Here is a 22,258-nt window from a genome sequence, read left to right as displayed (position 1 = left end):
ACGTAGTCCGCCCTAGAAGCGCAGCGCACTATTCGCGTAGCGGTCTAGATTAGTAATCAAATTTCAAAACACGATATATTTCAATGTCTAGTTGTAAAAATCTCGTTTATCGTCCAAAGTTAAGCTCTGTGACTCTTAACTAATAATAAAATGGTCAGACTATCTAGTTATAAAAATGCGCTTAAATTGGGTGTTGGGATATTTGCTTTCGGTTTAGCCATTAGTTTTGTGACTTCTGTTAGCGTTAAGAATCAAAACAGTACTATCATTACTAAAGCACTTGATGAATTGTCAGAGCAAGTTGCTAATACGATTATTGATCGTATTGTATTGTATCAATATGGTTTGCGAGGTGCTCGAGGCGCTGTTGCGACTTCAGGCGAAGACAAAGTTTCTCGTGAAATTTTTAGAAAATACAGCTTAACCCGCGATATTGAAACTGAATTCCCCGGGGCGCGAGGCTTTGGTTATATCCGACGTGTGCCCGCAGCTGATGAGGCATTGTTTGTCGCCAGAGCGAAACTTGATGGCTGGCCCGATTACAGTGTTCGTCAGTTAACCCCTCATAATGAAGAACGTTATTTGATTGATTATATCGAACCCGTTGAACGCAATTTTGCGGCGATCGGTTTAGATATTGCCTCTGAGTCAAACCGCAAGAATGCCGCCCAGCAAGCGTATTTAACCGGTGAAGTACGCTTAACTGGGCCGATAACCTTAGTACAAGCTACAGGCCATCCGTTACAAGCCTTTCTTATTTTGATGCCAATTTACCGCACAGGTTTTACACCAGTAACTGCCGAGTTAAGGGAGCAGAATGCTTATGGTTGGAGTTATGCGCCATTAGTGGCCAATGAAGTGTTTGACCAAATTAATTTATCTCGCAAAACGACCAAGATATTGATTAATGATGTGACTGATAATCAAAAGAATGTCATGTTTTATGAAACCCATATTGATGATGCGAGTCCGTTATCGCCTTTTTCTGTTGTCGAAGATCGCGAGATATTTGGCCGTAAATGGCAAATATCTTTAGTGGCTTATCCAGAATTTATCAGTGGGTTACATTTAACCTCGCCTAAGATTATTTTTACTTATGGTGCGATTGTCAGTTTATTGTTTGGGGGGCTTATTGGCTTTTACAGCTATGCGTTAGCTCGTAAACGTCTTATTTTGGAAGACAATGAAAGACGAGCTAATATTTTAGAACATTCGCTAGATGCGATTATTAGTTTAGATTGTGATGGTATTATCACCAGTTGGAATGAGGGCGCGGTAACCATTTTTGGTTATGAAAAGCAGGAAGTCGTAGGCCTTAAAAAAACCTCATTTATTGTTCCTAGTGATGATTATGCCGCTGAAATTGAAAAATTTAATCAGGTATTGAACGGCAAATCATTGTTAAATTTTACCAGCCAACATAAACGCAAAGATAATCAGCTATTGTCTACATCGATGACCTCTTTGGCTATTTACAATGAGTTCGGCAAAATTATTGGTGTCAGTCAGACCATTAGAGACATCACGATACAACAGCATGCTGAAAAGCAAATTTTAAGCATTAATGCCAGCCTTGAACGAAAAGTAACTGAGCGAACTCACGCGTTACAACAGGCTCTGTCAGAAAATAAAACCCTACTGGATAACATTAATCAGCAGTTGCTTTATTCTGAAACCGATAAAAATGGCACTATTTTAGCGGTAAATGATTACTTTTGTTCGATATCTGGTTTGACTCGAGAGCAGATGATCGGTCACAAACATTCAATTGTAAAATCGAATCAACATGACGATGCATTTTGGAAAAAAATGTGGCAAACCATCCATGCAGGTCAGACTTGGCATGATGAAGTTTGTAATCATGATAGCCAAGGTAATACCAAATGGTTTGATACTGTTATTGCGCCAATAATGGATAATAACGGTGAGCTTGAGCGCTGTGTTGCGTTGAGAATTGATATAACTGAACGTAAAAATACTCAATTAGAAAAAGATGCCCTTAGTTCTTTACTCACAAATGTGCTTGCTGCTGCATCAGAAATTGCCATTATTTCAACGGATAATGACGGTATTATTAGCATGTTTAATCGTGGTGCAGAATTATTGTTAGGGTATCAGGCTGAAGAGGTTGTTGGTAAGCAAAGCCCTGCAATACTGCATCTTGCTGCTGAAGTTAGTCAGCGCAGTGTCGAATTAACGGAAGAGTTTGGTGAAGACATCAGTGCTTTTGATGTGTTTACTTACAAGCCTAGAGTCAAAGGGCCTGAAACGCGTACCTGGACCTATATTCGTAAAGATGGCTCTGAATGCCAAGTCTCATTGTCGGTATCGGCTATGCGTGATAATCGTGGGGAGATCATTGGTTATTTAGGCGTTGCAGTTAATATTGACACTATGCTGAAGCAACAAGAAGAGTTGTTATCTGCTAGCTATCAGTTATCCAAAGCGGCTGAAGTGGCAGAGTTAGGGATCTGGAACTTTGACATAAAAACCAACGAGCTACAGTGGAATGATCGTATGTTTAGTATTTATGATTATTCATTAGACATCAGAGGCCAAGGAGTAAATTATCAGCATTGGCGTAACAGACTTCATCCTGATGACATTGAAATGGCTGAAAAGGCCCTACAAGATTCGATTACTTTTAACATCCCTTATGCTCCCTTGTTTAGAATTATTACCAGCTCGGATCAGGTACGCTATATTCAAGCCGGAGGACAAATTAGTTTCGACAAATCAGGCGCAGCAGTGCGCATTGTTGGGATTAATCGTGACATTACCGAGCAACGCGAATTAGAGCAAACGTTACGTTTAGCCAAGGCGTCAGCAGATGCGGCTAATGCGGCTAAGTCTGCTTTCTTAGCCAATATGAGTCATGAAATACGTACCCCAATGAATGCAGTGTTAGGTATGCTTCAACTTATTCAGCATTCTGAGATGACTCGCCAACAGGCTGATTATGTTAGCAAGGCTGAGATTGCTGCCAAATCTTTATTGGGATTGTTAAATGATATTTTAGATTTTTCAAAAATTGATGCCGGTAAGTTAGATCTTGATTTGCACTCATTTGAACTTGAAACCGTCATGCGTGAATTAGCGGTTATGCTAGCCACCAACCTGCATAACCAAAATGTTGAAGTGATTTTTGATTTAGACCCAAGTATTCCCTATCTTATTGAGGGCGATGAGCTTCGTTTACGCCAAGTGCTGTTAAATCTGGCGGGTAATGCGATTAAATTTACGGCTGAAGGTCATGTCATTGTCGGTGTGCGTTGCAATACTATTGACGTAAATCAAGTCAACTTAACCATCTCTGTTACTGATACCGGTATTGGTATTAGTAAAGAGCAAGAAACTAAGATTTTCCAAGGTTTTGTGCAAGCGGAGTCATCAACGTCAAGACGATTTGGTGGTACAGGATTAGGATTAGCGATTACTAAACGTCTAGTTAATTTAATGGGCGGAGAATTATCATTAACCAGTCATCTTGGTGAGGGCAGTCGTTTTTGGTTTGATTTAAGCTTTAATATCATTGAATTAGAAAATAGTGATATTGTTATCGATTTACAGGGTAAGCATATTCTGGTTGTTGATGACAGTAAGATGAGCCGTAAGCTTGTAGAAAAAAACTTAACCGCCCACGGCGCTGATGTTAATGAAGCGCACAATAGCCATGAGGCGATTAAGCTTATTGAAAAAAGCATCTCTGCCAATAACCATTACGATGTGATTATTATGGATTGGTATATGCCAGGAGGTAACGGCTTAGAAACTGCCAATCGTATCCAAGCTATGTTTTCCCCAGCAACTGCGCCAGCCATTATTATGTTAACCGCCTATGGTGCAGAGGTGATGGAACAAACTAAGCATTATAGCCAACAGCCTTTTGTCAGTATGCTGACCAAACCTGTCACCGCCAATTTAATGCTTGAGGCTGTTTACCAAGCGATGAATGGCGAAGATAACGCGCCTCAAACGAGAAAGATTAGCAGTTTGGCCTTAAACGGCATTAAGGTATTAGTGGTTGAAGATAATGCACTTAATCGTCAAGTGATTGATGAGTTATTGCGACTTCAAGGTGCTGAAGTTACATTGGCCAAAAACGGTACAGAGGGAGTAGAGTGGGTGACTCAGTCAAATAATCAATTTGATATTGTGATTATGGACATGCAGATGCCTGTTATGGATGGACTTGAAGCCACGCGCCTTATTCGTGCAGATGGTCGGTTTAATGAGTTATCGATTTTAGCCATGACGGCTAACGCATCTGCGGCAGATAAAACATTGTGCCTGGCTGCGGGAATGGACGATCATATTGGTAAGCCAATTGACATGACGCTTTTAATACCTTGTATGCTTAAGTTGATAAATAAAGCCGATGTTACTCAATATCGTTTAACTGCAAATAATCTTGATGCGAGCTTGCTTGACGTGGTTAACGATAGCGATGATGATTTGATTATAGAAAACCCTGAGTCTATTTTACGTCGTTTTGGTGGTGAACTGGCATTTTTTATTGATGTGAAACATCATTTTGCCACTGAAATGAAACAACAATCATTGTTACTGACTCAAGCATTTGCTCAGCAAGATAGCGAGATTATTTGTCGTATTGCCCATACAATCAAAGGTACAGCGAGTAATATGGGCGCTAAGCGACTGGCTGCTTTTGCTGCCACGCTAGAAAAAAATATAAACAATGCGACTGCTGATTCAAATAGCGACTTCAATAAAAAAGTAGTCATTGATTCAGAAACTTGTTTAACAGAAATGCAAGATCATATAGACGATAGTATTCGTATGCTGGATTCGTATTTTCCTGATGAAAGCGCAGAATCAACCGTTGCTATTGTTGATAAAGTGGGCTTTTTCCCCACAGCAATCGTAAATTTGGATAAGATAGATCGTTTGATGGCGTTGTTAGTAGAGCAAAATCTAGATGCCATAGACTATCTTGAGCAGCTGCTTAGCAGTGGTGTGCCTAATGAACAGTGGTTAAGGTTGAAAACTCAAGTCAGTCAACTTGAGTTTTTGGATGCAGTCGATACATTAAAATCGATATTGAAGGAGTGATACTTGTTCATAGATAAGTATATTTCTGGCGCAGAGCCAGTTAGAGGTAAAATACTGTTAGTTGATGATCAGGTTGTCAATATCAAGATATTGCATCAACTCTTACAAGATGATTACGACATTTATATGGCTCGTGATGGTAATCAAGCCATTGAGATGTGTAAAAAAGTCAACCCGGACCTTGTGTTGTTAGATATTGAAATGCCAATATTAAATGGCTTCGATGTGTGTGCGCATTTAAAAAATGATCCCGACACACAAGAGGTGGCGGTTATTTTTGTCTCTGGTCATTTTGATGAAGATAAAGAAGTTAGGGGCTTTCAGTTAGGGGCGGTTGATTTTATTCATAAACCCATTAACCCCGTTATTACCAAAGCACGAATTAAAAATCAGATTAGCTTGAAATTAAACACCGATTTATTGCGCACTATAGCGTTAATCGATGGATTAACTGGGGTGGCCAATCGACGTCAGTTTGAGCAAGTTTTACCGGTAAGCTGGTCGCAATGTGCGCGTGAAAAACAGCCATTAACCGTTATTTTATTGGATATCGATTTCTTTAAGCACTTTAATGATACCTATGGTCATACCGAGGGAGATGTGTGTTTACGTTTAGTCGCGCAGAAGATACACGACACAGTAAATCGCCCTTATGATCTCGTGGCACGTTTTGGTGGTGAAGAGTTTATCTGTATTTTACCTAATACCGATTTAATTGGCGGGACTTATGTGGCTCAGCAAATTGTCGACAGTATTGTGTCTTTGAAAATCCCCCATATAAACTCATCCATATCTGCTTTTGTGACCATTAGCGCTGGCGTTTCAAGTGTGGTGCCTGAGTATGATATGTCGAGTACAACCCTGATTGAAGAAGCTGATAAACAATTGTATATAGCCAAGGACCGTGGCAGAAACAGAGTATTAGGTAGCCAAATACAAGCGACTCTGAATGAGTAGGACTTTTTAGATACTAAGCGGTTAAATATAAGCTGTTAGAGGTGACAGCGTGTGGCTTAGTACTGAGCAGTATTGCGGCTTAGTAGCGAGAAAATACTTTATACTTGAGCGACAATTTTTTGATGCAGATTATTCCATTGCTCAGGAAATTTTCCATCTAGCATATAAACAAATGCGATTAACTCTGCAATTAATAGGTACAGTTCTTTAGGCACTTCGTCGCCTAGTTCCAGAAGTTGTAAGAATTCACTCAAATGTGGGTCCTGGTGGATATGGATCCCTGCTTCTTTAGCAATCAAAATTATCTCTTCGGCAACTAAATCCTTACCCGTAGCGGTAATTTTGGGTGCGCTTTTACCATCAAAACTGAGTGCAACGGCCTGTTGTATTTTTTTCGGTTCTTGTGTCATTGTGCCCTCTGTTATGCCCTTGTTTTAACTAAATAGTGATCGCCTGGCAATAAGGTCGCCGGAATTGGGGCTAGCTGTGTCGTCAGCTTACCTGGGGTAAAGCCTATTTGAGTGATTTTATCTGATAGTGCTTGGTTAAAGCGCTCTACTTTTGTGAGCAGCATTTGGTTGTTGCCTTTGAATTGAATATCCAGCACATCGCCTTGTTTATTTGCACAAATTAATAATGAACCTTGTGCTAAGTTAAATTTGAGTTGTAACCTCCAGCCTGCTTTTTTGTCTTTATCTTGATCATTTTCTTGTTCGAATTTGCCCTCAAATTGCTCATCACGTTGATTAATAGAATAGGGCAAAGCAAAGTACCATGTCATGGCTTGATTAGGATCAGTACTTGCGTGTTGGTACAGCGCAATACTGCTGGCTAATTGTGCTAAAGAGTCTGCACCGCCTAATTTATCCAGCGCTGCTAATAAACCTGAATTGGCGCTGAGTTTACTTAAGGTTCGTTGTTGTAATTGTGCCAGATGGGCTTGAAGTTTGTCGCTGATCGCAGCCCCGGTGGATTTTGTTTTGACCCCGAGTAATAGCTGGAATAGGGTGGTAATTGCACTGCCTGAAAACAGCGCTGAGGGCTGTGAAGCGCCTGAGTGACTTATCTGAGGGTTCGCTAGGTTAAGTGCTGCTAAACTGTATAGCTCGCTGCTCAGTAAGGCAGGGTCGCTTAATGCACTTAATGGGTGTGGACTGATTTGGGGTAAATGTTTAAACAGTTCACTGGCGAGATTATTAGCCACTTGTTGTGTTAGCTGCTGCTTTATCGGCATTGCCCCTGCTTTTGATAAGGCTTTATTCAGCACTTCTATTGGAGCTGGGTCGCTGGTTAACTTATTGGTGGCCTCGTGATTGGCACTAACCGTCGTAGGGTTTGCTTTAAGTATACTTTGTTCCGTTGTGTTGCTTAGCTGAGCTTGTTGGTTTGTCTGTGACGACAGGGGTTGCTGTGTTAGCGCTGCCGTCGTTTTTACTGTATTGCTATCTTGAGCTGCTTTTAGGCTAAGGTTGCTAGAACTGGCATTGATGTTTAGTTGATTAGCGTCAGTTTTTGCAGGAGCGACATTGGGTTGACTAGCATCTGTTTTTGCCGGATTGATATTAGGTTGATTAGCTTCAGTTTTTGCAGGAGTGATATTGAGCTGACTACCTTCAGTTTTTGTAGGAGCGGCATTGGGTTGACTAGAATCTGTTTTCGCCGCAGTGATATTAGTCGGTAACGAAGTCGATTCGAGTTTTTTTAGAAACTGGCTAAGAATTTGCCCTGGTTCATTTTTGGTTATGATGATGTTGGCCGTTTGCAGTGGCTCGGTAATTTGAGGCGCGGTCAGTTTGGTTAAATTAACGCTGAGTTCTGCTATTACAGGCGTTAGTGCAAGTTGTAGTTGCTGATTTTGTAGCACGACTTTGGCTAAATATTGCCCTGAACTTAACGCGGAATTTGGCGCTAATGTAATGCTTGTGCCACTGGCAAACGTCAGTTGTCCTTGGTCTATTACTGCTGTAGGCAGAGGATAGCCCTGAGGCCTTGTCGCCAATGTTGCCAACTGTTGTGTTGATACGCCATTTTGTTTTGCCAGTGCTTCAAGGGCTTGCGGTAGTGCCAGCTGAATGGCTTGCGCCAACAGTATTAGCTGGGTGGAGACTGTTTGTGTTGGTAATGGGGGCGCTGAAACTGTAGACCCAGGAACAAGGGTTACTGGTGCAACGGAATTATTGATGAGTTCGGCTTGAACTTGTGGTTGATTAACGCTGGCTACGGCACGAGTTACAAGTTTGGCTTGGTCGCTCGCGATGACCACTTGTGCAGTTTGTTGTAATAATTTTTGCAGTTCAGCTGTCTTACTCAGTTGATACTGCTGATTTTCAATGGTGACATCGAGTTGTGCACTTGTTGGTGGTTGCGACACTTTTACAGGCAGTAATACCGAAGATAAATCTGATTTTGAAGGTGCTGAAGTCGACGAAGATGAAACCGATTTATCATTTGATGTTTTTGTGGGTACAGCATCACTATTACTTTGAGTTGGCTTGCGTTCTGCCACCGATGACTGACTTGCATCAGCAGGTTTAAATGTGACGTTATTGACCGCTTTTGGAGTCAGCGTTGTTGGCACAGCCATAGAAATCCTATCAAACAATCATGTTTATCTATCGAAATCAATCAATCTGTTAGTGAACAATATCAGCTTCATTTACAATTTTTTGATTGATATTGTAAAAAGGCGCAGTATCCTTAGCCCTCTGTTACCTTTATTGGGCAACTCATTATGGTTTTATGGCCATTTGCTGATCGATTGCGGCTAACAAACACGTACAAGCAAGGCCTAGTTATTGAATATTGTAAAATATTAGCCTAATACTAGCTTGCTAAATTATATCGACTTGAACAAAAATTGCTTTAATAAAAAGACAGAGTTAGCAGTTTATTGAGCAGGACCTTTTGTCATTTTAAAGAGAATTATATGAAGTATAAATGGATATTACTTCAGGTGCTTGTGATTAGCATACCTATGTATGCCCAAGCCGAAGCACCTCAAGTTGTCGCTGCGCCAGTACCTGCGGTTGAAATTAAATATAATGATCCTCTTGATCCATTTGAGGAGGTTAACCGCACTATGTGGGATTTTAATTATCTGTTTTTAGACAGATATATTATTCGCCCAGTCGCTCATGGCTATAAAGATTATGTGCCTAATCCGCTAAGAACTGGGGTTAATAATTTTGTTTATAACTTAGAAGAGCCCAGCTCCCTAGTCAATAATACTCTGCAAGGAAAGTGGAAATGGGCTGCTAATGCTGGTGGGCGTTTTACCGTTAACACCACCATTGGTTTATTGGGCTTGGTAGATGTAGCCGACATGATGGGGATGCACCGTAAACAGGACGACTTTAACGAAGTTTTAGGTTATTACGGTACGCCCAATGGTCCTTACTTTATGGCGCCATTTTATGGTCCAATTGTGACAAGAGAATTAGCCTCTGATTGGGTGGATGGTCTATACTTTCCCTTATCGGAGTTAACTTTTTGGCAATCAGTATTAAAATGGGGCTTAAAAGGCTTAGATGCTCGTTCTAAGGCCATTGATCAAGAACGATTATTAGACAATGCTCTCGATCCATATGCTTTTGTAAAAGATGCCTATTTACAGCATATGGATTACAAAGTGTTTGATGGTGATGTGCCATCAAGTCAAGCAGACGATGAGTTACTTGATGAGTATTTAGATGAGCTAGAATAGTCGAGGCATACAGGCACCTCGACAGTGAATGTCTGTGAGGTTGTTGTATGGCGCTAACTGATGTCGAGATCCTCTTTGTTGAAGATGACCCGATATTTCGCCATGTCGTTGCTAGTTTTTTGCAAGGACAAGGTGCTCGGGTTACTCAAGCTTGTAATGGCTATGAAGGTATAGCCCTTTTTTCTGATTCTATTTTTGACATTGTTATTGCAGATTTAAGCATGCCAGGCCTTGATGGCTTATCTATGCTTAAGCAAATGCAAGATATTAATCCTGCTATACCTGCTATTGTTATTTCTGGTAACGATGTGATGTCAGATGTTGTAGAGGCATTGCGCATCGGTGCCAGTGATTATCTGACTAAGCCGATTGCAGATTTACTTATTATTGAACAAGCTATCATTCAAGCTATGATGTCAGCTGCGACGCCTATGAACGTGTCTGGGCAATTTCATTTACAAGAAATGAATGAGCTTTCATATCAAGAACTCACTGATAATTTATCGCTGCTTGAGCAAAATGCTCAAGCAGCCAAAAGTGTTCAGCAGCAATTATTTCCGGCTTCACATATCTATTATCCTAAAGCGGATATCAATTATAGCCTGTTTAAAAATAATGATATAAGTGCCTATTTTATTGACTCTACTATGGTGGGCGATCATCATTTAGTTATGTATATGGCCCACTTTTCGCCAGAGGACAATAGTGCTGCTTTTGGCTGTGTATTACTCCGCAGTTTTATTAATCAAAAACTTAAGCTGTTTAGAAATGGCCTAAGTAATACCTTAATTGAACCCAAGAATATGCTGACGTATCTTAATGAACGTATGGTTAAGTCAGGATTACATATTCATACCGATATTATTTATGTGTGTATCGATTTGAGCCAGTATTTGTTATCAATAGGCCAATCAGGTAAGGGCCTGCGGTGTTATTTACGCAATGGCAATATACTCACGCCCTTAGCTTTGCCTGAATCAGCGCCGCTTGGTAGCGCGATGTGGGATAAGCCCAGTATGCAAGTTAGAACTTTACTAAGAGATGAACAAATTTGTATTGGTACACATTTCTATGAGCATAAACAACAATTGCTTGATAATCGATTTACAGGCTTAGTGTATCAGTCAGATATTAAAGCGGGTGGCTTTATGCAGTTAGCGTGTCGCTGATCATTGTTAGAGGCTATCTAGACACTAGAAATCTAGAGCGCTGCGCTGCTAGGACGCTTCGCGGCTAGAGGCTATAAAAGCAAACAGCATAGCGAAGCGATTTATAAAAAAATCCCCTCACAAGAAAACTTGGAGGGGATGTTATTAAGAGTAACAATTACGTCAACACGAATTAACGTTGAATACCTTCGTGTTCAGCTGTGACTGCAATCTCTTCTTCTAACACTTCTTCTTCAGTGTCATTTTTACTTTCAGCACCGTGCATCCAGTCAACCAATTTGTTTGACATGAAGTACAAAATAATCCCTGAAATAACCGCAGTAATACCGATACCAGCAAAAATAGCCATCGCGTTTGCTAGCTGCTCTTCTACTTCACCGCCATGACCAATCAATGAACCAACTAGGCCACCAATTTTATTGGCTGCAGCGATAAATAGGAACCATGCACCCATCATTAACGAAGCGATGCGCAGTGGAGCCAGTTTGGTTACCATTGATAAACCAATAGGTGATAAACATAATTCACCCATGGTGTGGAAGAAGTAAGCTCCAACTAACCACCACATGCTTGATTTAACCGAAGCGTCGCCACCCATTTCGAATACAGCGCCCATCATAAATAGGAAACCAATCGCCAATAAGAATAAGCCTATAGCAAACTTAATTGGTGAGTTGGGTTCACTTTTACCAAGACGAATCCAAATTGAGGCAATCACGGGAGCAAAAACAACAATGAAAATAGCATTGAGTGATTGGAAATAAGTGGTAGGCACTTCCCATGAGCCAATCATACGGTCGGTGAAATTGTTGGTGAACAAGTTCATTAAGCCGCCAGCTTGCTCGAATCCCGCCCAGAAGATGATGGTAAATAAACCCATTACCATAATCACTTTAATGCGGTCACGTTCAATCTTGGTCAGTGGCTCACTTCTGATTTCACCTTTGGCTTCATTTTTTCTTTGTTCTACTCTTGCAGCCGGTTCAGTACCGATATCGCCAAGTAATTTTTGAGCAAAGAAAAATTGAATAATTAAGGATAAAATCATACCAACACCAGCGCAGAAGAAACCTGCTTGCCAGTTGTTGATGAACACGTCTTTACCATCGATAACAACGTCATGACCAAATGAAGTGTAAGCCCAGGCAACAATAAAGCCTGATAAGGCCGCACCTAGGTTGATCCCCATGTAAAATATCGTAAATGCACCGTCACGACGGTGATCACCAGCAGGATATAAATCACCTACCATGGTAGAGATATTGGGTTTAAATAGACCGTTACCTAAAATTAGCGTTCCTAAACCAATATAAAACACAGTGGTTTCTAGGCCTGGCATCCAGCTATGCGGTGCTGCAAGTGTAAATTGACCTGCTGCCATTAAGAAGCCACCAATATAAATGGCTTTACGTTGACCTAATACGTTATCAGCTAACCAGCCACCAATTAATGGTGTCAAGTAAACTAAACCAGTAAAAGTACCATATAGTGATAGTGCGTCTGCTTGGGTCCAGCCTAAACCGCCACCTGCTTGATCGCTTTGCACTTTATCGACGAGATAAAGTACTAAAATTGCACGCATGGCGTAATAACTAAAACGTTCCCATAGTTCTGTTGTAAAAAGTAAGAACAACCCCTTAGGGTGCCCAAACAATGTACCTTGAGGTTTTGCGTCACTCATTAAGTCTTCCACCTTAAGCTTGTGATTGCCTGTGAGAAAAATATCGTCACAGAAATAATTGTTTGCAAGAGTTGTCTATGACTGACTTTTCCACGAACACCTGAAATAACGGGTATTTGAATGTGATAAAGCAATACTGAGCAACTTTATTGTCTATTTTTTATAATAAATAATGTCATTTTGATGCTAAAAGCTGACCAAACATCAAAAAGCTAACCTTATATACCCTTTAAGAGGCGACAAAGTCAATGTTAATGCGGGGAACAGAGAGGTTAAGCTTGTTATCAATTGTGTCCAAGTAGACTGTTAACGTGCTTGAATGTTAAGGGATTGTTTTTAAGCTTGCGCGATAATAGCACCTAGGCTGATAAGGTTTTCTAAGCTGGCGCCGATATCCTTATCATGCTTAAGTGACATTAGCGTGAAGCCTATCTAGCAAGGTATTGATTATAAAGTGTTGTCTTTTAATTTAACTTATAAACAGGTAAAATACGTCTCATTAACATATTTCGATGTCATGTCGAAGGGGTATTTATGGCTATCATTCGTACGTTGACATTGATCTTAATGGGGTGTTTTATCTTCACAGCCCATGCTTGGGTTGATACTGATTTTGACGGGGTACCAGACAAAAAAGATGCATGTAATGACACTCCTGCTAATAGTGTTGTTATGGCAAATGGCTGTATTGATACTGAGTTGTTGATTGTCGATGAAGATGCCGAAGATGATAGCGCTTTTGATGCGGAGCTAGGCGCAACAGTTACTAATAATGCTGCTCTTATCGCTGAACAATGTCGTCAACAGCGAGATCTCTCTGTGGCTGTTGATTGTTTTGGGTCTATTCTTCAACCAGTATATTTTGATTTCGATAAATCAAAGGTATTGTTAACTCAACGACCAACCTTAGTGAGAGTGCAACAATATATTGAGCAGCACCCTGAGGTTGTCATCCGTTTAGAAGGGCATACCGATAGTATTGGTAGTGATGCTGTCAACCAGGCGCTATCACTTAAACGTGCTGCCACGATTAAAAATTTGCTGGTTAATGAATACCAATTTCAGCCAACGTCGATTGGGATTGTTGGAATGAGTAACAAAAATCCGGTCGCTGATAACGCCACTGTAGAAGGGCGGCAGCGTAATCGACGTGTAGAGTTTATTATATCGGCAGAATAATACTGCTATTTAAAGGGAGAAGGGAATGGAAAACATAGAAGGTTTAGATGCTTTAGTGGAGCAGGCACCTGAGTTTTTGATGACTTATGGTCTTAAAGCGCTAGCTGCTATTGTTATTTTTGTCATCGGTAAGTATTTTTCCGGTGTAGCAAAACGCATAACAACCAAATTACTGACAAGCCGCAAAGTGGATGCAACAGTTGTTTCGTTTGTGGCAAACTTAGCGTGGATGTTGGTCTTTGTATTTACAATTGTCGCTACACTTGGTCAGGTTGGCGTGCAAACCGCTTCACTCGTTGCAGTTATCGGTGCTGCGGGTTTAGCGGTTGGTTTAGCATTACAAGGTTCTCTTTCAAACTTTGCATCAGGCGTATTAATGGTGCTTTTCCGCCCATGTCGTGTTGGTGACTTTATTGAAGCGGCTGGTGTTGCTGGCGTAGTTGATGAGATAACGATTTTCTCTACCCGTTTACGTACCGGTGATAACAAAGTTATCATCGCGCCTAACTCTTCGATTATGAACGGCACGATTACCAATTACTCGGCATTAGAAAAGCGTCGTATCGATTTAATTATCGGTGTTTCGTATACTGCTGATATCGCTAAAACTAAGAAAGTATTAGCAGATATTCTTGATAACAATCCACTGGTATTAAAAGATCCAGCTTATACCATCGGCCTAGCAGAACTCGCTGACAGTTCAATTAACTTTGTGGTTCGTCCATGGGTTAAAACATCAGACTATTGGCCTGTACGTTTTGAATTGCTTGAGCAAATCAAGAATGCACTAGATGCAGCTGAAATTGAAATTCCATTTCCACAAATGGATTTACATGTCAAAGAAGTTCCAGCAAAATAAAATTGCAGGCAATTTAATATTTTAAAAACCAGCATTTGCTGGTTTTTTTATACAAGGAGTTTTTCCATGAAGCTATTTTCAACCTTTGCGGCGATCACACTATTATCCTCATCTGTTATAAGCGCTCACAGTTTTGCTGGCGAAAAAACCATGATTACCATGGGCGGTAACCCGGTTGCATTAGAGGGTAAGATGCCGAGCTTAAATAAGACTGCACCATCATTTACAGTGGTTGATGATAAGTTTAACCCAGTAAGCTTAAGTGATTTTAAAGGCAAAACAGTACTGATTAGTGCTGTACCAAGCTTAGACACTGGCGTATGTGCGTTGCAGACCAAGCGGTTTAACAAAGAGTTTTCTCAATATGATGCTGATGTTGTCATGCTAACCATTAGTGAAGACTTACCATTTGCCCAAAAGCGTTTTTGCCGAACTGAAAATGTAGATAAAATTAAAGTGTTATCAGATTCAGTATGGCGTGACTTTGGTGATAAATATGGTTTGTTAATTAAAGACCATGGTTTATTGGCTCGTTCTATTTTTATTATTGATCCTCAGGGTATTTTAAAGTACCAAGAGCTAGTAACTGAAGTCAGCGAGCACCCAAACTATGATGCAGCTTTAGCGGCATTAACAGAAATATCGTCACTCGCTAAGTAATGGCTGAGTGAATGAGGATAGAGACGCAGTATGATTGATTTTCGAAGTGATACAGTGACTAAACCGACACAAGCAATGCGCTTAGCCATGTCGAATGCTGAAGTTGGTGACGATGTTTATGGTGATGATCCGACCGTGAATAGTTTACAAGACATGGCAGCCGAGATGTTTGGTTTTGATGGTGCCTTGTTTGTGAGTTCTGGTACCCAAGCTAATTTATTAGCTTTAATGTCCCATTGTGAACGTGGCGATGAGTATCTTTGCGGTCAACAAGCTCATAACTATAAGTTTGAAGGTGGAGGAGCTGCAGTATTAGGCAGTATTCAACCTCAGCCGCTGAATAATCAAGCCGATGGCAGCATTTTATTGCAAGATATTGAAGCCGCAATTAAGCCTGATGATGTTCATTTTGCTCAAACTCGATTATTGAGTTTAGAAAACACCATTGGCGGTAAGATATTAAGCCAAGACTATTTAGCCAAAGCACAAAGCTTGGCGTTTAATCGCGGTCTGAAAGTTCATTTAGATGGTGCCCGTGTGGCCAATGCTGCGGTTGCACAAGGCATTGGTATTGCCGATATTACTCAATACTTTGACTCTGTATCGATTTGTTTATCAAAAGGCTTGTGTGCACCGATAGGCTCGATTCTGTTGGGTGATGAGCGCTTAATCAGTAAAGCGACACGCTGGCGTAAAATGCTCGGTGGCGGAATGCGACAAGCAGGTATTATTGCGGCAGCGGCTAAGCTAGCGTTAACTGAGCAGGTTGACCGTTTAGCGGATGATCATCACAACGCGAGTACTTTAGCTTTATTGTTGGCAGACATGGATGAATTTACTGTTGATGTGAGCGCAGTGCAGACCAATATTGTCTTTGCTACATTGGCTGAACATATCGATCCTAAAGCCCTTGCGCTAAAACTGGCTAACAAAGGTATTATCATTAGCCCGAACAGGCAGTTACGCCTAGTGACTCATAAAGACATCAGCGCGAATGACATTAGTGTTTTTGTGAACACGGTAAAGCAAATTATTCGTTAATCATTAGTCGTTAATCATCTGCGGTTCATTATCAGGTAAAGGCCACACTCAGTGTGGCCTTTACCTTTTTTGGTGCGTGGTTGCATTTATTTTGGGCATTTTAATCATATATTTATTAAGGTTATATTTTATCTATATGATTTTTATATAATAATATACTTGGCTTAATCATTGCTAATTGTTTAAGTGTATGCGCCTAACGACGCAATATTAATCGGTTAGATAATGAGGTCACTATGAAATATTTCTCACGTCATATCATCATGCCTGTCCATCTCAATAGCACTAAAAGCTTATGCTGTGGTCAATTGTTAAGTTGGGTCAACGAGGAAGCGACTATTTTTGCCAGTTGCCAAATGCGCAGTCAATTCCACATCGCTAAAGTTATCTCGGAAATTAGTTTTATGGCGCCAGCACAAACTGGTGACATCATTGAGTTTGGTTTTGAGTTAGTGAGTTTAGGTCAAAGTTCAGTAACTGTGCGTTGTAAAATACGCAATAAAGTGAATCATGCACCGATTGCCTTTATTGATAAAATGGTATTTGTTAACGTAAATGAAAATGGTTTACCTATTCCACACGGTATGCGAGCCAATGCGGCTTAGTTGTTCTATTACTCACAGTAGGGTTGCGTTTATGTTGATTGAGCTGAAGATAAACAGCAAAAAATAAGGAGCTATGATAGCTCCTTAATATTGATGGTAAATAGACTTGATGTATTACTCGACTTTAGCGATACGCTGTTGATAATCATTGATTAAATGCTCCATTATTTGATTTGGAGAAGCATCTTGGCAGCAGTTGTCTAAATAGATTTTAAATGTGACAAGGGCATGGCCATCATGCTTAAGGCGGCTACTTTGCATGGCAAAATAGGCTTCTTCATTATCGGCTTTTCGAACCACAAAATCGTCTAGTTCAAATGATTTGGTGCCTGAGAGGTTGTGCCATTTAGTGATACGGTCTAGAGCAATTTCACAAGATTGGTTTACTTCGATATGGTTGAGCCATGTTGCCGTTTGTTCGTTTTCTTTATAGTGCGGGCATCGAACGGTGTAATTATATATATGAGTAATCGCTGTCATTGTTTACCTACCTATTCGCTATCTAAGTGTTTTCATCATAGACCTTATTTTTTGTATTGGTCAATCCTTATTTCAAGAACTTAGATCTAAGCATCACTTTTTACTAAATTAAAAATAAGCTGTTGTCATTGTTGGTTTTTTACATTAAACACCAGCTAAAAAAGCCCGTAAATAAATACGGGCTTGGGGCTGCTTAACTAAACGAATTAACCTTAATTCGACCTCAGAGATAAGTTAGCTAAAGTTGACATACTCATCCCTTTATATCGGTTTATGTTCTGTTATTGAATTTTATAGCGCGTTAGTGAAAATTTGGCAAATTTCTGCGTGTGTAGCCTGTTTTGGATTTGTAAAACCACAAGCATCCTTAAGGGCATTATCTGCTAGGGTAGGAATGTCTTCAGCTTTAACACCTAATTCAGTTAAATTTGCAGGGATGTTTACTGCTGTAGACAGTTGCTTAATGGCATCGATTGCTGCTTTAGCGCCTTGATCGTCTGTCATTGCTGTGATGTCGATGCCCATTGCTTTGGCTACGTCAGCTAAGCGTGCGGGTACGACTTGAGCGTTATATGTTTGAACATGCGGCAGAAGCAATGCGTTACATACGCCGTGTGGTAAATCATAAAAACCACCCAGTTGATGTGCCATCGCATGCACATAACCTAGGCTGGCATTATTAAATGCCATACCCGCGAGAAATTGGGCATAAGCCATATTTTCACGAGCTTGGATGTCATCGCCGTGTTTTACAGCATTGATTAAGTTAGCTTGAATAAGCTCAATGGCTTTTATTGCACATGCATCTGTGATCGGATTGGCAGCAATAGAAACATAGGCTTCAATGGCATGCGTTAATGCATCCATACCTGTGGCTGCTGTCAGTGATGCTGGCTTTTCAAGCATCAGTTCTGGATCATTTACAGAAAGTATTGGGGTGGTATTTTTATCGACAATGGCCATTTTAATGTGCCTTGCTTCATCGGTAATAATACAAAAACGGGTCATTTCGCTTGCCGTGCCGGCAGTGGTATTAATGGCCACTAATGGCATTTGTGCCTTAATTGAGACATCTACACCTTCATAATCTTTAATGTTGCCGCCATTAGTAGCAACAAGCGCTATGCCTTTAGCGCAATCATGAGGCGAACCACCGCCTAATGAAATAATAAAATCACACTTATGACTTGTTAATAGCTCAAGGCCAGCGGCAACATTACCTGTAGTAGGGTTGGGTTGAACACCATCAAAAATAACCACTTCAATCCCATTAGCATTGAGCTTTTTAGTCACCTTAGCCACTAAACCAATACTCACTAGTGGTTTGTCGGTAACAATTAGTGCTTTGGTAAATCCAAATGCGTTGATGTCTCTAATGGCTTCATCTACGCTACCTTGACCCAGAATGTTGACGCTTGGAATAAAAAATTTAGTCGCCATATTGATTGTCCTTTATATAAGATTGAATATTCTCTGTGGTAAACGTAGCAATAACACCAACAATATTATGTGATCTGAATCTGATTAACGGCGATTAAAAACAATTATTGATCTGATTTTTCTTACTGTTTATATCAAGAGTTGCAGAAAATTTTAGATGAATATTATCTTGTTTATATATAGAATGATTCACGGTAAAACATGAAGGGACCATGGTTTTAGATTGTTTTTACATGACTAGATCGAGATAGCTTGGATGCTAATGTGCTTATTAAGGATAGATAAGGGAAATATATAGATGTTGAATCTAAATGTTTTTTTCTCAATTTTAGAAAATTCAGCGCTACTTCTGGCGCTAGTTTATGTTTGCTCACTCTCTCCTTTGTATCAACGTAAAGTGGATCCTGCCCTGTGGCCATTTTATATTGGTGCACTTGTCGGTGTTATTGGCATCATTATCATGATGTTTCCACTGGTTGAACAACAGCCAATATTGTTTAATGCAAGCTCAGTAGCGATCAGTTTAAGCGGATTATTCTTTGGTGCTATTCCTACTGCTATCGCCATCATTATTATGGCGCTATACCGCTATTTCTTGGGCGGTGAAGCGGTCGCGGTGGGCATATTTATCTTGATTAGCAGCGCTATGATAGGACTAATTTGGCGCCGATTTCGGGTGGATAAATTAGATCAAATTAGCTATGTTGAGTTTTACCTTTTCGGTGTAGCAGTGCATGCGGTATTACTGAATTGTTTATTTTTATTACCTTCCGAACAAGCGTTAGCCATTTTCACTCTTATGTCACTGCCTATCATGACGGTATTACCGTTACTGACGCTGATCATTGGTCATTTTCTTAGCCAAATAGTATCCAGTAAAAACGATATACAAGTTAAACTTCAAGACGATTTTCTATTTAAAAATCAATTTGATATTGGAAATATTGGTATTTCCATTAGTACAAAAAATAAATATTGGCTGCGAGTTAATCCTTATTTATGTCGTATGTTTGGTTACAGCGAAAAAGAATTAACATCGCTAACCTGGCAAGCATTAACTCATCCAGATGATTTGAATAAAGATTTATTACTCTATGAGGAAATGCTTAAAGGCCAACTCAACGAATACGAAATTGATAAACGTTTTATCGCCAAAGATGGTTCGGTTGTTTATACCCATATGACCATTACATGTCGTCGTCATATTCAAGACGATACTTTTTTGGTGATTGCAGCTTTTCTAGACATCACCGAACGAAAGCAAGCGGAGCAAGCTTTATTACACAGTAAAGAACAACTCGCTTTGGTACTCGATAGTAGTGAATTAGGCGTCTGGGACTGGGATGTCGTTAGTCATCGTATTAGCACTAATCGATACAGTGCTGAGATTTTGGGCTGTACCATGGACGAGCTTAATTTGCAGCCAGAGCGATGGATAGATGCAATACATGCAAAAGATAAATTTAAGTTTTTGCGCAGTATTAATGAAATTATAACAGGCCGCAGCATTAGTCAGCGTGTGGAATATCAATTAATTGATTCTCAAGGTGTGTGGCGCTGGATTTTACAAACCGGCAGCGTTGTTGATGTTGATGCTAAAGGTAAACCTCTGAGAGTGTTTGGCACTCATAGTGATATTACTGATATTAAACAGGTTGAAGATTCGTTAAGTATTGCCTCATCTGTGTATCAAAACTCCAGTGAAGCCATGAGTGTGTTTACTGCTAATGGCATTATTATTGATTCAAATCCGGCATTTTCTTTTATCACAGGATTTACTCAGGAAGATATACAAAATCAGCATTTGAGTATGTTTGAAACAGATCTGCAGCCTAAACACTTTTATCAGCAGTTAACACAGCAGCTTAGCCAACAGGGGCATTGGCATGGTGAAGTGTGGATGCGGCGTAAAAATGGTGAAAGTTACCTTATCTTGTTAACGATTAATTCAATCGTGAGCAAGAAGTCGCAGGCAGATCGATTTGTTGCGTTATTTTCTGATGTTACTGAGAAAAAACAAACGGAAGAGTTGATATGGCGCCAGGCCAATTATGATGCACTCACCGGATTACCTAATCGGAGGATGTTACTAACATTTTTGAATCAAGAGGTTTTATTAAGTGACCGTAAGCATAATCATTTTGCATTGATGTTTTTAGATTTAGATTACTTTAAAGAGATTAACGACACATTGGGCCATGATATGGGCGATGTATTGTTGCTTGAAACGGCGGCTCGTCTAAAGCAATGCATTCGAGAGACTGATGTTGTTGCTCGTCTTGGTGGCGATGAATTTACCATAGTACTGGCCAATCTTGAAGATACTCATGGTGTCGATCGCGTCGCGCAGCAAATACTCAAACAACTGTCAAAACCTTATTTATTAGGTGAGCAAACGGCTTATATTAGCGCCAGTATTGGTATCACTCTATTTCCTGACGACGCAAAAACAACGGAAGGATTGTTAAAGAATGCTGATCAAGCTATGTATTCAGCTAAAAAGCTTGGGCGTAATCGATTTAATTATTTTACCTCGGCAATGCAAGATAGTGCCCAAAAGCGGATGCTACTGATCCGGGATCTCAAAGTTGCTATCACTCAACAGCAATTTGAACTGTATTACCAACCCATTGTTGATTTAAGTTGTCAGCAGGTGATCAAAGCTGAAGCGTTAATTCGTTGGCATCATCCTACCGTTGGCGTTATTCCGCCGGCAGACTTTATCTCTATTGCCGAAGAGACAGGCATGGTAGTCGATATTGGTAATTGGGTCTTTTATCAGGCTTGTGAGCAAGCAAAGAAATGGAAAGCACAGTTTAATGCAGACGTTCAAATCAGTATTAATATGTCTTCTGTGCAGTTTAAAGATGAGTCGACTCAGGTTGAAGACTGGCTCAACTACATGCATTCGCTCGCATTACCGACCAATAGTATCTGCATTGAAATCATTGAAAGCTTATTGCTTGAAATTGAACCTAATGTTGAGGCTAAATTATTAGCTTATGCTGATGCTGGTATACAAATCTCGCTTGATGATTTCGGCTCAGGTTATTCATCTTTGGCCTATTTAAAGAAATTTAACATTAATTACCTTAAAATTGACAAAGGTTTAGTCAATAGTTTGTATGCAGAAAGTAATGAAAAGTATTTGTGCGAAGCGATTATTGCCATGGCCCATAAGCTTGGCATTGAAGTGATTGCCGAAGGTATTGAAACTGAAAATCAACGACAGTTAATGGAGCTTGCTGGTTGTGATTATGCCCAAGGATATATTTTCTCGCATGCCTTGTGTCGACACGATTTTGAGCAAAAGTATTTAGTTAATAAAGTAACACAACTAAAATTGACTAAGGTCATGTCACGTTAATGTCATCGCGACACCCTCAACACCTGCATCATCCAGCGTGATAA

At 40.2% G+C, this 22,258-nt stretch carries 15 protein-coding genes; 10 read left to right on the top strand and 5 right to left on the bottom strand.

Features of this window, described 5'->3' with window-relative positions:
- Positions 1 to 150: 150 nt before the first annotated feature.
- Positions 151 to 5,073 (top strand): PAS domain S-box protein, encoded by a 4,923-nt coding sequence (locus tag H5123_RS12315; protein ID WP_182698131.1) that lies wholly within the window; start codon positions 151 to 153, stop codon positions 5,071 to 5,073.
- 3 nt (positions 5,074 to 5,076) lie between these two features.
- The gene (locus H5123_RS12310) at positions 5,077 to 6,030 is read left to right on the top strand and encodes a diguanylate cyclase (protein ID WP_182698130.1); all 954 of its coding nucleotides are present in this window, start codon (positions 5,077 to 5,079) and stop codon (positions 6,028 to 6,030) included.
- 98 nt (positions 6,031 to 6,128) lie between these two features.
- Here the strand turns inward: H5123_RS12310 and H5123_RS12305 are convergent, their stop codons facing one another.
- Together H5123_RS12305 and H5123_RS12300 are read right to left on the bottom strand one after the other, a co-directional pair.
- On the bottom strand, positions 6,129 to 6,440 hold the full coding sequence (locus tag H5123_RS12305) for an EscU/YscU/HrcU family type III secretion system export apparatus switch protein (RefSeq protein WP_182698129.1): 312 nt from the start codon (positions 6,438 to 6,440) through the stop codon (positions 6,129 to 6,131).
- An 11-nt stretch (positions 6,441 to 6,451) separates the two neighbouring features.
- Positions 6,452 to 8,614 (bottom strand): hypothetical protein, encoded by a 2,163-nt coding sequence (locus H5123_RS12300; RefSeq protein WP_182698128.1) that lies wholly within the window; start codon positions 8,612 to 8,614, stop codon positions 6,452 to 6,454.
- 390 nt (positions 8,615 to 9,004) lie between these two features.
- Between H5123_RS12300 and H5123_RS12295 the strand changes: the two genes are divergently transcribed.
- Both H5123_RS12295 and H5123_RS12290 read left to right on the top strand, forming a co-directional pair.
- The gene (locus tag H5123_RS12295; RefSeq protein WP_404948310.1) at positions 9,005 to 9,733 is read left to right on the top strand and encodes a VacJ family lipoprotein; all 729 of its coding nucleotides are present in this window, start codon (positions 9,005 to 9,007) and stop codon (positions 9,731 to 9,733) included.
- A 47-nt stretch (positions 9,734 to 9,780) separates the two neighbouring features.
- Entirely contained in the window at positions 9,781 to 10,902 is a 1,122-nt protein-coding gene (locus H5123_RS12290; protein ID WP_124017935.1) for a response regulator, read from the top strand.
- Positions 10,903 to 11,074: 172 nt separating this feature from the next.
- Here H5123_RS12290 and H5123_RS12285 read toward each other — a convergent pair whose 3' ends face one another.
- Complete coding sequence (locus H5123_RS12285; RefSeq protein WP_124017936.1) at positions 11,075 to 12,583, bottom strand: peptide MFS transporter; 1,509 nt, start codon at positions 12,581 to 12,583, stop codon at positions 11,075 to 11,077.
- Between the two features lie 534 nt (positions 12,584 to 13,117).
- Between H5123_RS12285 and H5123_RS12280 the strand changes: the two genes are divergently transcribed.
- The 5 genes from H5123_RS12280 to H5123_RS12260 all read left to right on the top strand — a co-directional run bounded on the left by H5123_RS12280 (position 13,118) and on the right by H5123_RS12260 (position 16,927).
- Complete coding sequence (locus tag H5123_RS12280; protein WP_182698126.1) at positions 13,118 to 13,762, top strand: OmpA family protein; 645 nt, start codon at positions 13,118 to 13,120, stop codon at positions 13,760 to 13,762.
- Between the two features lie 25 nt (positions 13,763 to 13,787).
- Positions 13,788 to 14,621: a mechanosensitive ion channel family protein gene (locus H5123_RS12275; RefSeq protein ID WP_124017938.1), complete on the top strand. Its 834-nt coding sequence runs from the start codon at positions 13,788 to 13,790 to the stop codon at positions 14,619 to 14,621.
- Between the two features lie 66 nt (positions 14,622 to 14,687).
- Positions 14,688 to 15,281, top strand: a complete 594-nt coding sequence (gene tpx / locus H5123_RS12270) for a thiol peroxidase (RefSeq protein WP_182698125.1) — start codon at positions 14,688 to 14,690, stop codon at positions 15,279 to 15,281.
- A gap of 30 nt (positions 15,282 to 15,311) precedes the next feature.
- Positions 15,312 to 16,322, top strand: a complete 1,011-nt coding sequence (gene ltaE, locus H5123_RS12265; RefSeq protein WP_182698124.1) for a low-specificity L-threonine aldolase — start codon at positions 15,312 to 15,314, stop codon at positions 16,320 to 16,322.
- 236 nt (positions 16,323 to 16,558) lie between these two features.
- The gene (locus H5123_RS12260) at positions 16,559 to 16,927 is read left to right on the top strand and encodes an acyl-CoA thioesterase (protein WP_124017941.1); all 369 of its coding nucleotides are present in this window, start codon (positions 16,559 to 16,561) and stop codon (positions 16,925 to 16,927) included.
- A gap of 114 nt (positions 16,928 to 17,041) precedes the next feature.
- Here H5123_RS12260 and H5123_RS12255 read toward each other — a convergent pair whose 3' ends face one another.
- A complete protein-coding gene (locus tag H5123_RS12255) occupies positions 17,042 to 17,407 on the bottom strand; it encodes a cytoplasmic protein (RefSeq protein WP_124017942.1) in 366 nt (121 codons plus the stop codon).
- A gap of 291 nt (positions 17,408 to 17,698) precedes the next feature.
- A complete protein-coding gene (yiaY, locus tag H5123_RS12250; protein WP_182698123.1) occupies positions 17,699 to 18,847 on the bottom strand; it encodes an L-threonine dehydrogenase in 1,149 nt (382 codons plus the stop codon).
- A 301-nt stretch (positions 18,848 to 19,148) separates the two neighbouring features.
- Here yiaY and H5123_RS12245 point away from each other — a divergent pair, with 301 nt between their 5' ends.
- Positions 19,149 to 22,214, top strand: coding sequence for an EAL domain-containing protein (locus tag H5123_RS12245; protein WP_182698181.1), 3,066 nt, complete (start codon positions 19,149 to 19,151; stop codon positions 22,212 to 22,214).
- Positions 22,215 to 22,258: the final 44 nt, after the last annotated feature.

This window comes from Shewanella sp. SR43-4, assembly GCF_014163845.1.
GTDB lineage: Bacteria > Pseudomonadota > Gammaproteobacteria > Enterobacterales > Shewanellaceae > Shewanella > Shewanella vesiculosa.
Note: the sequence above shows the minus strand (reverse complement) of the source record. Positions and strands in the feature narration are given on the sequence as shown.

Bases quoted from the DNA above. Each gene is read 5' to 3' on its own strand.
- H5123_RS12315 (WP_182698131.1), top strand. From the start codon at position 151: ATGGTCAGACTATCTAGTTATAAAAATGCGCTTAAATTGGGTGTTGGG.
- H5123_RS12305 (WP_182698129.1), bottom strand. From the start codon at position 6,440: ATGACACAAGAACCGAAAAAAATACAACAGGCCGTTGCACTCAGTTTT.
- H5123_RS12300 (WP_182698128.1), bottom strand. From the start codon at position 8,614: ATGGCTGTGCCAACAACGCTGACTCCAAAAGCGGTCAATAACGTCACA.
- H5123_RS12295 (WP_404948310.1), top strand. From the start codon at position 9,005: ATGTATGCCCAAGCCGAAGCACCTCAAGTTGTCGCTGCGCCAGTACCT.
- H5123_RS12290 (WP_124017935.1), top strand. From the start codon at position 9,781: ATGGCGCTAACTGATGTCGAGATCCTCTTTGTTGAAGATGACCCGATA.
- H5123_RS12285 (WP_124017936.1), bottom strand. From the start codon at position 12,583: ATGAGTGACGCAAAACCTCAAGGTACATTGTTTGGGCACCCTAAGGGG.
- H5123_RS12280 (WP_182698126.1), top strand. From the start codon at position 13,118: ATGGCTATCATTCGTACGTTGACATTGATCTTAATGGGGTGTTTTATC.
- H5123_RS12275 (WP_124017938.1), top strand. From the start codon at position 13,788: ATGGAAAACATAGAAGGTTTAGATGCTTTAGTGGAGCAGGCACCTGAG.
- tpx (WP_182698125.1), top strand. From the start codon at position 14,688: ATGAAGCTATTTTCAACCTTTGCGGCGATCACACTATTATCCTCATCT.
- ltaE (WP_182698124.1), top strand. From the start codon at position 15,312: ATGATTGATTTTCGAAGTGATACAGTGACTAAACCGACACAAGCAATG.
- H5123_RS12260 (WP_124017941.1), top strand. From the start codon at position 16,559: ATGAAATATTTCTCACGTCATATCATCATGCCTGTCCATCTCAATAGC.
- H5123_RS12255 (WP_124017942.1), bottom strand. From the start codon at position 17,407: ATGACAGCGATTACTCATATATATAATTACACCGTTCGATGCCCGCAC.
- yiaY (WP_182698123.1), bottom strand. From the start codon at position 18,847: ATGGCGACTAAATTTTTTATTCCAAGCGTCAACATTCTGGGTCAAGGT.